The organism is Mycobacterium sp. NPDC050441, from assembly GCF_040655355.1.
Classification (GTDB): Bacteria; Actinomycetota; Actinomycetes; order Mycobacteriales; family Mycobacteriaceae; genus Mycobacterium.
Genome location: NZ_JBFAJS010000004.1, coordinates 19,679 through 33,284, shown reverse-complemented (window position 1 = coordinate 33,284; position 13,606 = coordinate 19,679). Strand labels below are relative to the sequence as shown.

Below are 13,606 nucleotides of genomic sequence, written 5' to 3'. Positions count from 1 at the left end.
ATGTTGCTGACCCGCTTCATCAAGATGCAGCTCGTTCTGTTCACGGTGCTGACGTTGATCGCCCTGGTTGTGCTGGCGCTGGTTTACCTGCGGTTGCCGACCTGGGCCGGTGTCGGGATGTACAACCTGAACGCCAACCTCCCGAATTCGGGCGGTTTGTACGCCACGGCCAACGTCACCTATCGCGGAACGACGATCGGCAAGGTCACCTCGGTGGAGCCCACCGAGCAGGGCGCTCACGTCAAGATGAACATCTACAACCAGTTCCGGGTGCCGATCGACGCCAGCGCCAACGTGCACTCGGTGTCGGCGGTGGGTGAGCAGTTCATCGACCTGGTCTCGAAGGGCGGCGCGAAGGAGTACTTCCGCGACGGCGACACGATCCAGATCGGCACCGTTCCCGCCGAGGTGGGTCCGTCGCTGGACGCCGCGCAGAGGGGCCTGGCGGCGCTGCCGAAGGAGAAGATCGCGACGCTGCTCGACGAGACGGCCACAGCGGTAGGTGGGCTCGGGCCGTCACTGCAGCATCTGGTCGATTCCACCCAGGCGATCGCCAGTGACTTCAAGGACAACATCGGGTCGGTCAACGACATTGTCGAGAACTCCGGGCCGATCATCGACAGTCAGGTGAATTCGGGCGACGCGATCTCGCGGTGGGCGAAGAACCTGAACACGCTGGCCGCGCAGAGTGCTCAGAACGACGCTGCGTTGCGGGGCGGTATCCAGCAGGCGGCACCGACAGCTGATCAGCTGAACTCGGTGTTCGGTGATGTCCAGGAGTCGTTGCCGCAGACGCTGGCGAACCTGGAAATCGTCATCGACATGCTCAAGCGGTACAACAAGAACGTCGAGCAGGTGTTGGTGGCACTGCCCCAGGGTGGTGCCGTCGCCCAGACTGCGACGATCTTCGCGCCCAAGGGCCTGCTGCACTTTGGCCTCGGTATCAACATGCCGCCGCCGTGCCTGACCGGGTTCCTGCCCGCGTCGCAGTGGCGCTCGCCTGCGGACACGTCCACGGCACCGCTGCCGTCGGGTCTGTACTGCAAGATCCCCAAGGATGCGCCGAACGCGGTGCGTGGGGCGCGTAACTACCCGTGTGCCGACGTGCCCGGTAAGCGGGCCGCCTCGCCCATGGAGTGCCGTAGCAATGAGCCCTACCAGCCACTGGGCACCAACCCGTGGTATGGCGATCCGAACCAGATCCGCAACTGCCCGGCCCCGGCCGCGCGCTGCGATCAGCCGGTTGATCCGGGCCGGGTGATTCCCGCGCCTTCGGTGAATAATGGGTTGAACCCGTTGCCGGCAAGTCAGCTTCCACCACCGGAATCAACGGCGATGCGCAGCGATCCGCTGACGGCGCCGCGGGGTGGCAATGTGAGTTGTAGTGGACAGCAGCCGAACCCCTGCATCTACACTCCGGCAGCAGGTTCGACCGCTACCTATAGCCCGTCAAGCGGCGAGGTGGTCGGTCCCGGCGGTGTGAAGTACTCCGTCACCAACTCGAATAAACCAGGAGATGACGGATGGAAGGAGATGCTGGCGCCAGCCAGCTGAACCTCGCCGACCAGCAGGACACTCACACCATCGAACCGCAAGCGGAGGAAGTCACCGAGATCGCTGATCCGATCTCGGCCACGGACGCCGAGGAGGCCGGCTCGCGGCCGACGCGTCTGGGTCGGGGCTGGATGGCGGCGATCCTCGCCGGGCTGCTGGTCTTGGCGGCTGCCGTCGGTGTCGGCGGCTACCTGGCCCTGCGCGCTCATCAGGACAGTGAACGGATCGCCAGCGACGAGGCCGAGGCCTTGCAGGCGGCCAAGGAGTGTGTGACGGCGACCCAGGCGCCCAACACCCAGGCGATGATCGAGGCCCAGACCAAGATCATCGAATGCGCGACGGGTGACTTCGGCGCACAGGCCGGTCTCTACAGCGGCATGCTGCTCGATGCGTACCAGGCCGCCAATGTGCAGGTGAAGGTTTCGGATCTGCGGGCCGCGGTGGAGAAGCACAACGACGACGGGTCGATGGACCTGCTGGTCGCGGTGCGGGTGCTGGTCACCAACAGCGAGAAGTCCGATGAAGAGCAGGGTTATCGGTTGCGGGTGAAGATGGCCCGCGCCGAGGACGGCAACTACAAGGTCGCACGGCTCGACCAGGTCACGTCGTCGTGACCGCTGTGCTGGACAACGCCGGTCCGGCGGCCACCGAGGTCACCGGAGCGGACCAGGCGCGGTTGGCGTCGTGGGCGGCTCGTGCCGGGGCGTTGGCCATCGACGTGTTGGCGCCCGCCGGGTTGATCGTGACGCTGATGCTGGTCATCCAGGGAACGGCGTTGGGCGAGTGGTCGTGGTGGGCGGTGTACGCGGGGGCGTTGGTCCTGCTGGTCGCCGTTGCCGGTGTGAATCGCGTTCTGCTGCCGGCGGTGACGGGCTGGAGCCCGGGTCGGTCGGTGTTCGGCATCCGGGTGGTCTCACGGGCCGGCGATGCCGGTCTCGGGCGGCTGCTGCTGCGTGATCTCGCGCATCTGCTGGACACCGCGGCGGTGTTCGTGGGCTGGCTGTGGCCGTTGTGGGATTCGCGCAACCGGACGTTCGCCGATCTGTTGACCCGCACCGAGGTGCGCCGCGTCGAGCGGCCTGAACGCAACGTGCGGCGTGGTGTCGGCGCGATGCTGCTGGCTCTCGCGCTGCTCAGCGGAATCGCGTGCGGTGTGGGATACCTGGCCGTGTACCGCCAGGATCGGGCAGTGGATCAGGCGCGCGCACAGATCGCCGAGCAGGGCCCGCGCATCGTCGAGCAGCTGCTCAGCTACGGGGTGGATTCCGTCGACGCGGATTTCACCAAGGCGCAGGCGCTGGCCACCGAAAACTATCGGCAGCAGTTGGTCACTCAGCAGGACGCCGTGCGTAAGGCCGGGCCGACCACCAACGACTACTGGGCGGTGAGCAGCGCGGTGCTGCCGGGCGTGACCTCGGATACGGCGAACATGCTGGTGGCGCTGCAGGGCCAACGCGGCACCAATCCACAGGAACTGAAGTTCATCACCGCGACGGTGCGGGTGGAGTTCAAGAAGTCGGATGATCACTGGCTCGTCGACAACCTCACGGTGCTCAAGCGGCCGGTACTGAACGGGGGCGGACAGTGAGCCCGCGTCGCCGGATCGAGCCCGATGAGCGCGACTACTTCGCGGTCGAGCCCAAGGAGCCCAAGGAACCCATCCGTTGGGGCCTGCCGATCGTCGGAATGTTGTCCGCCCTGCTCATCGCGGCCGCCATTGCGGGCAGCAGCCTGATCTTGGTGCGTCACGAATCCGATCGGCGTGCCGAGATCAAGAGTGCCGGCGCGCTCGACTACGTGCGCGAGTTCATGACGGTCTATACGACGCTGGATCCGTTCCACGCCAACGACTACGCGGATCGCATCAAGGAACAGGCGACCGGTGATTTCCGAAAGATGTTCTCCGAGAAGCAGAACGAGATCGTCGTTCAGGTAGCGCGTGCCGAGCCGACGGAGGGTGCTGTGCTCGATGCCGGCATCCAGCGATGGAACGACAACGGCAGTGCCGACGTGCTGGTCGCCACCAAGATCAGCACACGAACCGCGGACGGCAAGTCCGTGATCGAAAGCGGCAGCCGCTGGGTTGCGACGACGATTTGGGAAGGACAGCAGTGGAAGATCAGCCAGCTGATTCAGGTGATCTGACCACCGGCGAGCCTGACAAGCCGCGCCGCAGACTGCGTTTCGGGCGGCGTGGCCGTGCCGAGGCGGTGGTAGAGGAATCGGTTTCGGAGTCTGTCTCTGAATCCGACGACGCCGGGGATGCGGAGTCCGCTCCGGAGCGTCGGACCCCGACGGGCAAGTCGCGCCGCAAGGCCGTGACCGAGCCCGAAGGTGACGCCGAGTCCGCAGGTGCCGGCGAAACTGAGTCGGACGCGGAACCTGACGCGTCCGTCGAGTCCGAAGCTGAGCCTGAAGCCGACGCTGAGGCGACGGAGGAGCCGGACAGTGAAGCCGACGTCGAGGCGACGGACACTGAACCGGCCGAGGACGAGGTTCTGGTTCCGCACCGTGAGGCCGGCAAGCGCCTGACGTATTTCGCGGCGGGTGCTGCGGTGGTATTCGTGGCGGCCGGGGCTTTCGGCGGTGCGATGCTGCAGCCGTATCTGGCCGACCGGGCATTGGTGGCGACCAAGCTTCAAGTGGCGAAGACCTCGGCCGATGCCATCACCACGTTGTGGACCTACAACCCGGACAACATCGAAAGCCTGCCGGACCGGGCCGCAAAGTATCTGTCGACCGATTTCGCCAACCAGTACCGGCAGCTGATCGATTCGATCGTGCCCACCAACAAGCAGGCCAAGGTCACCAACAACACCGAGGTGATGGGCACCGCGGTGGAGACCATCGGCGGCGATGAGGCCACCGCGATCGTCTACACCAACACGGTGTCGACGAGTCCGGTCACCAAGAACGTTCCGTCGCTGCGGTATTCGTCCTATCGGCTGACATTGCAGCGCACGGATGGGGATTGGCGCATCACCCAGATGCCCGCGTTGACCCAATTGGACCTGTCTCCGCAGCTGTAGCGGTGAGGATGTAGGCATGGCCATCGCCTCCCCGGTGACGCAGCGGTCGACCGTTGTGGCACTGCTGTTGCTGACGTGTGCGACCGGAATCGTCGACGCGGTCAGTGTGCTGGTGCTGGGTCATGTGTTCGTCGCCAACATGACCGGGAATGTGATCTTCCTGGGCTTCTGGTTCGTGCCGCACTCGGGTGTGGATGTGACGGGGGCCCTGGTCGCGTTCGCGGGGTTCGTGCTGGGGACTGTGGTGGGTGGGCGGCTGCGGCGCCATCTCGACAGTCACGTCCGGAACTGGCTGACCACCGCGTTGGGGGTGGAAGTCGTTCTGCTGACCGTGCTTTCGATTCTCTGCGGAACGGGAGTGCTGGCCTATGACGACAACCGGAAATTCATCCTCATCGTTCTCGCGATGACGTTCGGGATCCAGAATGCGACGGCGCGTCAGTTCGGCATCCAGGAACTGAGCACCACGGTGCTGACGCAGACGATCGTCGGCATCGGCTTCGACAGCAGGCTGGCCGGCGGCACCGGGGACCGCGAGAAGTTGCGTTACGGCGTGGTGTTGACGATGTGTGGCGGTGCGGTGCTCGGAGGGACGGTGTCGCAGTTCACCGTTGCGCCCGTGATCGGAGCGGCGGCCGTGGTGGTGGCGATCAGCGCGTTGATCTTCAAGTTCGGGCCGGCTCCTGTGGAGGATGCTCGCTGATCCACGCCGCACCTGCATCAGCCGCGTGCCGCAGGGCGGTGAATTCGCCGACGTAGTCGGCCACTGCGCCGATCCCGGGCAGCATGCCGAGGTAACGGTAAAGCTTTTGCGGGTGCGGCCTTTTCGTGAACTCGTCACCCACCGCGCGGAGCGTCCCGGCGAACTCCCACAGCTTTCCGGGTAGCGACTGCGGGGGCGCTGTGGTGGGATCATCGGGCGGTGCGTCGGACTCGGTGTCGGCGAGCTGGCGGTCGCACAACACCGCACCCAGTAGCTGCACCTGATCACCGTGATCGGTGACGCCGTCCTCGCGGGCCACCGCGCACAACACGATGGCCTGGTTGGAGAAGCCCAGGACGTCCTGAATGGGAAGCCGATCGGCGATTGCCCCGAGCGCGCCGGGGAAGGCGACGAGGATGGTGGTCACCGCGCCCGCACGATGCACCCACCACTTCACGTGGCCGTCCTGATCCATGTCGGCCCAGGCCTTGGTGCCCGGCAGTTCGGCGAAGTTGAGCACAGCGGCCGCGATGTCGAGGGACTTGCCGACAGCCCCGTCTGAGGGGCCCTCGCGATGGGTACGCCGCCTCAGGCCGAGTGGGTCGAATCGGGTGAAGATGTCGAGTACGGGGTTGATCACGGCCACCGCATTGTCGAGCGCACCGGCGACGTCAGCATCTGAGAGATGCGCAGAAGGCAACAGGTTTATCCCCACCGCAGCTATCTTGCCGGATGGTCGCGGTTGTCACCGCTCCGGTCGATCTAACTTGTCGGACCCGGTTGCCACAATTGAGTCATGTCCTCGACCGCCGCTTCCGTGGTCGCTGAGGCGCGTCCGGATGAACGTCTCGCGGTGCTGTTCGAGGAGTTGTCGGAGCTGTGCGGTCAACGCAACGCGATCGATGGTCGCATCGTGGAGATCGTCGCCGAACTGGACCGCGATGAGCTGTGCGGCGCGACCGGTGCTCGGTCTATCCAGGCGCTGGTCGCGTGGAAGACCGGTGTCACACGACGCAACGCCGAGATGGTGGTGGCCGTCGCGCGTCGGCTCGAGGAGTTTCCCCGGTGTGCCGCCGGTTTGCGCGAAGGCCAGCTGTCGCTGGACCAGGTCGGGGTCATCGCTGAGAAGGCCGCCGACGGATCCGATGAGCATTACGCGGAGCTGGCTGCGGTGGCTACGGTTGATCAGCTGCGCACTGCGGTCAAGCTGGAACCACAAACCGACCCACCGCCCAAGCCCAGGTCCGAGCCCGAGCGTTCGATCACCAAAATCGTTGAGGCGGAGTACACCACCTGGCGGATTCGGCTGCCGCGGATGGAAGCCGCGAAATTCGGCGCGGCGCTTCAGTCGCACCACGACGCGGTGATCGCCGACTGGAAACGCGATCACGACACTGATGATGTGCCGGCGCCGCCGTTCCCCGACACCGTGTATGCGTTCATGAGCCTGGTCGAAGCCGGCTGGGACACCGAGGCGGCGCGCCGCCCACATGGGCAGCACACCACCGTGGTGGTGCATGTAGACCTCGACCACGACGGCGACAAACCCGCCGCCGCACTGCATCTGGGCCCACTACTCATCGACGACGAACGCGCATACCTGCTGTGTGACGCCACCTGGGAAGCCTGGTTCCACCGCCACGGTCAGGTGATCGGCTCGAGCCGCGCCACCCGACAGATCAGCCGCCGGCTACGCCGGGCACTGGAGCACCGCGACCGGTGCTGCGTGGTTCCCGGCTGCGGGGCCACCCGTGGTTTGCACGCCCATCACATCGTGCATTGGGAAGACGGCGGACCCACCGAACTCCACAACCTTGTACTCGTATGCCCCTACCACCACCGGCTGCATCATCGGGGCGGCATCACTATCACCGGCCCCGCCCACCAACTCGGTGTCACCGACAGTGCCGGCAGACCACTCGCTAAGGGATCGCTGGCCCGGCCACCCACCACACCTCCACCCGATGTTCCACCGTGCCCCGGGCCTACCGGCGAGCGCGCCGACTGGTGGTGGTACCAACCCTTCCAACCCCAACCACCGCCCAAAGTCGCATAGCGCGGGGAAACGTCGCGGATCAGGCGTAGCCGTCGACCCATGTGCCGGTGTCGTCGGTGCGCACGGTAAGGGTGGCTCCCGGGACTGCCATGAGCGCCGCCGCGCGCACCGTGGTCGGGATGATTGCCACTGGCGCACAGGTATTTCGGTCGAAGCTCGCGAGTGCGTCGCGGGTGCCGAACACGACCTGCTTGCCCAAGATCACTGCCATGCCGTCCGGGGACATGCGTCCCGTGGCATCCGTGGGACGGTCGTTGAACGTGCATCGCTCACGTCCGTCCGGGTTGCGCAGGGTGGTCCGGTCATTGTCGTAAGTGAGAAAGTCGTCGGAGCCGTCGGTGGTGAGGACCGGATAGGCGACCGGGCCGACGCCTTCGCCAAACGCGATGCGTCCACGCCGGCCGGGTTCTTCGTGGCGGAGGTTGCCGGACTGGACTGGCCGGCGGTGGAGGGCGGCGTGCCCTGTGTTCCGGTAATCGACTACGACGCAACATCATTGATGCTGCAGCGATAGCACCCGATCCGGACCGATGTCGCAGCCGTTGCCAATGTCGTTGGCCGGCAATGATTCTTGGGGCGTGTTCTACGCGACGAGCGGCTGAACTCGCTGGCGCACGCCAGCAAACTACGGATCCAGTAGTTCGACCCGCTCAGGTGGTGTATCCGGCGACGACTGACGCAGGTTGAGATGGTTGCGACGGCGATCGGAATCGGTTGACACATGAGCCGCGTTCTGACAACGGCAAGCCGAGTACCCGGCGGCCCGTAGCAACATCGCGCTGATCGCCTCGCCGCCGAGCGGGCCATTGCCTGACGCAAGCGTTAATAGTTCTAAGTCCAGCGCAAGGCCGATCGGGTCGCTTGCAACTAGTTTGCGACAGATTGCGAAGGCGAATAGTGAATTCTTTTCAGCAATGTAGTGACAAAGGTCACAGGGGTGTTAAGTTGCCTGAGATCAACCTGAGAAGACGGCCGAAAGGACTGGTCAGATGGCAGTCAAACACCGTAGGCAGCGGCGGCGCGTCAAGAGGGTTGCGACCTTCGGGGCGGCAACCGCAACAGTCACCGCGCTTACGGTGGGCGTTGCTCCTCCTCCGGCTCAGGCCGCGGCGGTCCAGCGCGACTTTCGGCTGCAGTCCGGGGTCCAGATCTTCCCGCCGCCGGACCAGATTCCGGACCTCACCGGCGGCTTCGGCACCCAGGTCTACAACCAGTTCCAGACCGTCGGCGCGCAGCTCGAAACAGCGTTCGTCAACAACTTCAACCTGCTCGCCCTCCTGCAGGCGGCAGGAATCGATCCGACCTCCGCAATCGAGGGCCCGCTCAATGATGCGCTGGGTGGGGCGCTCGGCGGCGCGCTGGGAGGATTGCCAGTTGATGTAGGTGACCTTCTCGGCCTCGACCTCGCGGACCCACTCTCCTCGGCCGGGGTCAACCTGATCACGACAGGCGGGCTCTTCACTCTCATCCGTCTGCTCGGCGTAGACCTCGGCTGGGTGCCGTCGTTCCCGAATTCGGTGGCCGACGAGATCAACAACACCCCGTACCTTCAGGTCAGCCTCGAGTCGATCTTCGACGCGCTTGGTCTCCCCACGAGCGGCGCCGGGCTCCTGGCAATCCGCGTGGCGCTCGCAGCGATCGGCATACATCTGCCGGACCTCAGCACGAATGCCGCCGATGTGCGCATCCCGATCGTGGCGGGCTGGGGCTTCGGCGCGTTCGCCGCGGGCGCGGCGTACCAACAGGTGGTCGACGATCTGCCGAATCAGCCTGGCGGTGCCAACTACACCGGAACCAACCCCCTGCTCGGCAGCTTCACGATCCTGCCGATGATCCTGATCGACAACCCGGGCCGGGCCAACGGCGGCATCCTGGCGCGAGCGTATCCGCTCTTCGGACTGCTCGGGATCGACACGGTGACACCCGATACGCAGGTGCAGAGCAGCGGGACCAGCATTGTCTCCGGCATCCCCGTGGTCGGTGACATCCCGTTGTTCGGGCTGACCCCGGGCGGTGCCAACCTGATCCCCATCAAGATCGACGCCACCGCCGAGTACCTGCCGCTCTCGGACTTCGCCGCCTGGCCCAACCCGTTCACGATGGCGAACAATGTTGCGGCAGGACTGTTCCCGACCTACATCCTGCGAAACCAGTCGCTCGACACGCTCACTACGGTCCTGATCGACCAAGTCGTATCGCAACTCGGCGCAGACATCGCCGACTACGTGGCCGATCCCGGGGACAACCCCCAACTAGGCCCCAAGCTCAACATCTACATCACGATCCCGGCCAACAGCCTGCCCCTGCTGGAGCCGACGTATCTGGCGTATGACGTCGTCAACTTGCTGACCGGGGCGAACCTCAACAACCCGATCGGCACGGCGCTGAGCCCGGTGCTGACCAGCCTGGTCAACCTCGGCTACACCGACGTGTATTACGACCCGACGACGGGCATCTATGAGCGCTCACTCGACGAAGCCGATGTCCCAACGGCTTTCGGCACCCTTCCCGCGGATGTCGATTGGGGACAGGTGCCCGGGCACCTGGTCAACAACCTCGTTACCGGCATCCAGAAGGCCATCGACGATGGCCTGGTGAGCCAGACCCCGGTCTCCAACCCCATCAAGACCCTGCTGGGCCTGCTGGGCGTCGGCGGCTCGCCGAACCTGTCCCGGCTGGATCTCTCTGCCCTCACCGACGCGCTGAACAACCTCACTCCGGACGCACTCGACAGCGTTGGGAATAACGTTGGGACACAGAGCCTTGCGAAGACAACCTTCGAGCCGAAGGGTATCGCGCAGACCGATGTCGGCACGGACACGGTGCATCTGAAATCTGTTGCGGACGAATCGGTTGTCAACGACTCGAAGGTGAACGTCCAGGACAGCGCGAAGAAGCTGACCACCGCGGCCGACGACGCGCGCGAACAGGTGGACAAGACCGTCAAGGAAGCCGGCGAGCGTGCGAAAGCGTCCGCCGAGAAGGCGCGAGAGCGGACGGCCAAGGCGGTCCAGGACGCTCAGGATCGCGTGAACAAGCTCGCCGACGATGGGCGCAAGCAGATCAAGTCGGCCGCCGACGGCATCCAGAAGGGCGCGGAGAAGGCGGTCAACGACGTGAAGGACAACGTCAAGAAGGCCGGCGATTCGGTGAAGCCCGCCAAGAAGACCGAGAAGAAGGACGCCGCCTGACGGCCGACCCGTCTCGCGGCTAGCCCGCCTGGTGCACCGATTCCACGGTGTAGATGTGAGGGTCGAAACTGGTCGCGATGTCAGCGCACCGGCCCATGTGCTCCCGTGCGGTGGGGTCGGTGAGCATGGCTTGGAAGTCCTCGGCGCTGCGCCACTGCGCGTAGTTGATGACGCGAGTGCCGTCCGTACTCAGATGGATGTTGGCGGTGATGAATCCGGGGACGTGGCGCATCACGTCCTCGGTTGCCCGTTGGAGCAGCTCGACGAGTTCGGTCGCCCGCTGCGGCTCCACGGTGAACACGTTGATGAGAGTGGCGTGGGGGCTGTGTTCCTGGATGGTCGTCACGATTTCTCCAATGTCAGGTTCCTTACATATTCGACGATAACACTAATGTAAGGTTCCTGTCATGCGTCCGAACGTGGAAGTCGGTGCCGGCTATCTCGTCAAGCGGGTACAGCAGAGCCTGCGCCGCAATTGCGATGCGGCACTGCGGTCTACCGGGTTGTCGATGGCGCAGTACACAGCCTTGCGCGCGCTGGCCGACCACCCGCAAGCGTCGGCGGCGGAACTGGCGCGGCTGTGCTTCGTCACGCGTCAGTCGCTGCAGGACGTGTTGAGCGGTCTGCGCGCCGATGCCCTGGTCGAGGAATCGTCCGGACCGCAACGGGGCCGTGCCCGAGCATTGCAGCTGACGCCCGCAGGTAAGCGTCGGCTGACCGAGGCGCACGCGACGGTGATCCTTGTCGAGCAGGGCATGCTGAACGGAATTCCTCACCGGGCCCAGAAGGAACTCGCGGCGCTGCTGCTGCGCTGCGCGGAGAACCTTGAGGCAGCCCAGGCAGAAACTACGATTGAGCGGTGACTTCGGCAAGGCGTAGGCGCGGTAGGCCCGCCGGACCTGGCGTCGACGTCGAGCAGCGGCGCTCGGATCTGCTCGACGCCGCCGAACGCGCGATCCGCACCCACGGACCCGACGTGGGGATCGCCGAGCTGGCCAAGGAGGCCGGCTTCGTACGCTCGGCCGTCTATGCGGTCTTCCCGAACCGGGCGGCCATCCTGTCGGCACTCGGCGAGCGTCAGGCTCATCGCCTGCTGATCGAGATCACCAGGCGCGCCGCCGGTTCGGCCGACCTGCGCCAACGCATGTCGTTGTTCTTCGATGTCATCTGCGCCTGGATGCAGGACGATCCGAACCTGTACCGGGCGTTGAGCATGCATGCCGCCGGTGGTCACGAGATGCCGGGAATCTTCGATGAACTCGCCACCGCGGTCGAGGCCATGCTGGCGGCATCCATGGCGGCGGGTGGCGCCGATACCGCGGCGGCGGCGCCGTGGGCGCGGGCCATCGTCGGCTCGGTCATGGTGAGTGCCCAATGGTGGATCCGGGACTCCTCGATGCCCCGTGCCGAACTCGTCGAGCACCTCACGAAACTGTGTTGGGACGGTGGCTCGGCCCTGCCGTTCAGCCCATTCGATGTTTCGGCTATTGACAGCGGTACGCCATAAAAGACACGATGTCTTTTATGGCTGCTCCCGTCTCGCCCCAGATCGACGGTTCCTCGCGGTACTGGGAGGACGTCCCCGGCGAATATGACCTGACCCTCACCGAGGTCACCGGCGGGATCCCGCAGGGATTGACCGGCACGCTCTACCGCAACGGATCGGGCCGCTGGAACATCGGCGCGTCGCGGGTGGACAGCCTGTTCGACGCCGACGGCATGGTGTCGGCCTTCGCGATCGACGGTAACGGGGTCCGGTTCAAGAACCGCTTCGTCCGCACCGAGCACTATCTGACGACCACCGCGGCGGGCCGGATGGTGAAACGCGGATTCGCCTATCAGCGCCCAGGGGGCATGCGGGCCAATGTGTTTCGGCTACCTGCCAACACCGCCAACACCAACGTGATGATCGGCCGGGACCAACTGCTCGCACTCTGGGAGGGCGGGCGTCCGCACGGCATGGACCTCGACACCCTCAACACCATCGGGATGTGCACCCTCGACGGGGTGCTCAAGGGCCCGGTCGGCGCGTACTCCGCGCACTACACCTACGACGCGACGACGGACTCCCGGGTCAACTTCGGTTTCGAGCCCTACTTCCCCCGCATCGATCTGCGACACATCCGCAGCGCCCCGAACCGGGCCGAAAAGATCAGGCGGCTGCGGGAACTCGCGGGCGAGGCGATTCCCCGCATGCGGCTGCGCCTCTACGAGACCGACAACCGTGGCGTCACCCGGTACCTGCGTGCGGTGCCGCTGCCCGGCGTGGGACTCATCCACGACATGGCGCTGACCCCGCGCTACGCGGTCTTCATGCTGTCCCCGTTGCGGATCGATCCGTGGGCCCTGATGGGACGGCAATCCTATTGGGATGCCATGAAGTTCAAACAGAACGAACCGTCCTACTTCATCCTTGCCCCGCGTGATGGCGGAAAGGTTCGGGTCATCGAGACCGATCCGTTCTACATGTGGCACTACGCCAACGCCTACGAGGACGGAGCCGACGTGGTGGTGGAGCTGCCGCGGTTCGCTCCCGAAACCTTCGGCGGCATGCAGGCCTGGGGATCTGACAGCCGCAGCGACACGTCCCGGTTGTATGCCGACGTTGCCACCGAGGACAGACCGGATACGGTGCGGCTCACCCGGTTCCGCATCACCCCCGACGACCGTGTCCTGGCTGAACCGCTGGCCCAGATGGGCTGCGAATTCCCGCAGATCGATCAGCGCCGCTCAACTCAACCGCACTCGGTGACGTATGTGACCGTTCCCAGTGATGGGGAGGGCGGAGGGGAGGGGATCGGCCGCTTCAACCACGCCGACGGCAGCGTGCAGACCTACTGCCCGCCAGGCCACAAACTCGTCGAGCCGATCTTCGTACCCCGCCCGGGCAGTACCGCCGAAGGGGATGGATGGGTGCTGACGGTGGGCTACGACGAAACCCAGCACCGTAGCCGGCTCATGGTGTTCGACGCCCCGCGGGTGGAAGCCGGCCCCATCGCCGAGGCCTGGCTCCCGTTCCACCTGCCGATGAGTTACCACGGTGCGTTCACTGAGCGGGTGGCCCGGTTCTGAT

The 13,606-nt window shown here is 65.4% G+C and carries 14 protein-coding genes; 11 read left to right on the top strand and 3 right to left on the bottom strand.

Annotated features, from left to right (window positions below):
• Nucleotides 1-3 precede the first annotated feature (3 nt).
• Genes AB0I14_RS13040 through AB0I14_RS13015 form a run of 6 tightly spaced genes read left to right on the top strand, consistent with a single transcriptional unit; the run spans nucleotide 4 to nucleotide 5,286 of the window.
• Complete coding sequence (locus tag AB0I14_RS13040) at nucleotides 4-1,554, top strand: MlaD family protein (RefSeq protein WP_358022788.1); 1,551 nt, start codon at nucleotides 4-6, stop codon at nucleotides 1,552-1,554.
• On the top strand, nucleotides 1,524-2,168 hold the full coding sequence (locus tag AB0I14_RS13035) for a hypothetical protein (protein WP_358021405.1): 645 nt from the start codon (nucleotides 1,524-1,526) through the stop codon (nucleotides 2,166-2,168). The genes AB0I14_RS13040 and AB0I14_RS13035 overlap by 31 nt, the downstream gene beginning before the upstream one ends.
• Nucleotides 2,165-3,142, top strand: coding sequence for an RDD family protein (locus AB0I14_RS13030; RefSeq protein WP_358021402.1), 978 nt, complete (start codon nucleotides 2,165-2,167; stop codon nucleotides 3,140-3,142). Before AB0I14_RS13035 ends, AB0I14_RS13030 begins: the two co-directional genes overlap by 4 nt.
• On the top strand, nucleotides 3,139-3,699 hold the full coding sequence (locus AB0I14_RS13025) for a mammalian cell entry protein (RefSeq protein WP_358021400.1): 561 nt from the start codon (nucleotides 3,139-3,141) through the stop codon (nucleotides 3,697-3,699). Before AB0I14_RS13030 ends, AB0I14_RS13025 begins: the two co-directional genes overlap by 4 nt.
• Nucleotides 3,666-4,583 carry a mammalian cell entry protein gene (locus AB0I14_RS13020; protein ID WP_358021397.1) on the top strand — a complete coding sequence of 306 codons (918 nt, stop codon included), beginning with the start codon at nucleotides 3,666-3,668 and terminating at the stop codon, nucleotides 4,581-4,583. Before AB0I14_RS13025 ends, AB0I14_RS13020 begins: the two co-directional genes overlap by 34 nt.
• 16 nt (nucleotides 4,584-4,599) lie before the next feature.
• Nucleotides 4,600-5,286: a YoaK family protein gene (locus AB0I14_RS13015; RefSeq protein WP_358021394.1), complete on the top strand. Its 687-nt coding sequence runs from the start codon at nucleotides 4,600-4,602 to the stop codon at nucleotides 5,284-5,286.
• On the opposite strand, the gene AB0I14_RS13010 is transcribed toward AB0I14_RS13015, so the two are convergent.
• Nucleotides 5,249-5,986 carry a hypothetical protein gene (locus AB0I14_RS13010; protein WP_358021391.1) on the bottom strand — a complete coding sequence of 246 codons (738 nt, stop codon included), beginning with the start codon at nucleotides 5,984-5,986 and terminating at the stop codon, nucleotides 5,249-5,251. The genes AB0I14_RS13015 and AB0I14_RS13010 overlap by 38 nt on opposite strands.
• 96 nt (nucleotides 5,987-6,082) lie before the next feature.
• On the opposite strand from AB0I14_RS13010, the gene AB0I14_RS13005 reads away from it, so the two are divergent.
• Entirely contained in the window at nucleotides 6,083-7,342 is a 1,260-nt protein-coding gene (locus AB0I14_RS13005) for a DUF222 domain-containing protein (RefSeq protein ID WP_358021388.1), read from the top strand.
• Nucleotides 7,343-7,361: 19 nt separating this feature from the next.
• Here AB0I14_RS13005 and AB0I14_RS13000 read toward each other — a convergent pair whose 3' ends face one another.
• A complete protein-coding gene (locus tag AB0I14_RS13000; protein WP_358021385.1) occupies nucleotides 7,362-7,553 on the bottom strand; it encodes a hypothetical protein in 192 nt (63 codons plus the stop codon).
• Between the two features lie 778 nt (nucleotides 7,554-8,331).
• Here AB0I14_RS13000 and AB0I14_RS12995 point away from each other — a divergent pair.
• Nucleotides 8,332-10,533, top strand: a complete 2,202-nt coding sequence (locus AB0I14_RS12995; protein WP_358021383.1) for an AAA family ATPase — start codon at nucleotides 8,332-8,334, stop codon at nucleotides 10,531-10,533.
• Between the two features lie 19 nt (nucleotides 10,534-10,552).
• On the opposite strand, the gene AB0I14_RS12990 is transcribed toward AB0I14_RS12995, so the two are convergent.
• A complete protein-coding gene (locus AB0I14_RS12990) occupies nucleotides 10,553-10,879 on the bottom strand; it encodes an antibiotic biosynthesis monooxygenase family protein (RefSeq protein WP_358021380.1) in 327 nt (108 codons plus the stop codon).
• 61 nt (nucleotides 10,880-10,940) lie between these two features.
• Between AB0I14_RS12990 and AB0I14_RS12985 the strand changes: the two genes are divergently transcribed.
• From AB0I14_RS12985 to AB0I14_RS12975, 3 genes are read left to right on the top strand one after another with little or no spacing between them, the layout of a single operon-like run.
• Complete coding sequence (locus tag AB0I14_RS12985) at nucleotides 10,941-11,396, top strand: MarR family transcriptional regulator (RefSeq protein WP_358021377.1); 456 nt, start codon at nucleotides 10,941-10,943, stop codon at nucleotides 11,394-11,396.
• The gene (locus tag AB0I14_RS12980) at nucleotides 11,393-12,040 is read left to right on the top strand and encodes a TetR/AcrR family transcriptional regulator (RefSeq protein ID WP_358021374.1); all 648 of its coding nucleotides are present in this window, start codon (nucleotides 11,393-11,395) and stop codon (nucleotides 12,038-12,040) included. Before AB0I14_RS12985 ends, AB0I14_RS12980 begins: the two co-directional genes overlap by 4 nt.
• A gap of 17 nt (nucleotides 12,041-12,057) precedes the next feature.
• Complete coding sequence (locus tag AB0I14_RS12975; protein WP_358021371.1) at nucleotides 12,058-13,605, top strand: carotenoid oxygenase family protein; 1,548 nt, start codon at nucleotides 12,058-12,060, stop codon at nucleotides 13,603-13,605.
• Nucleotide 13,606 lies beyond the last annotated feature (1 nt).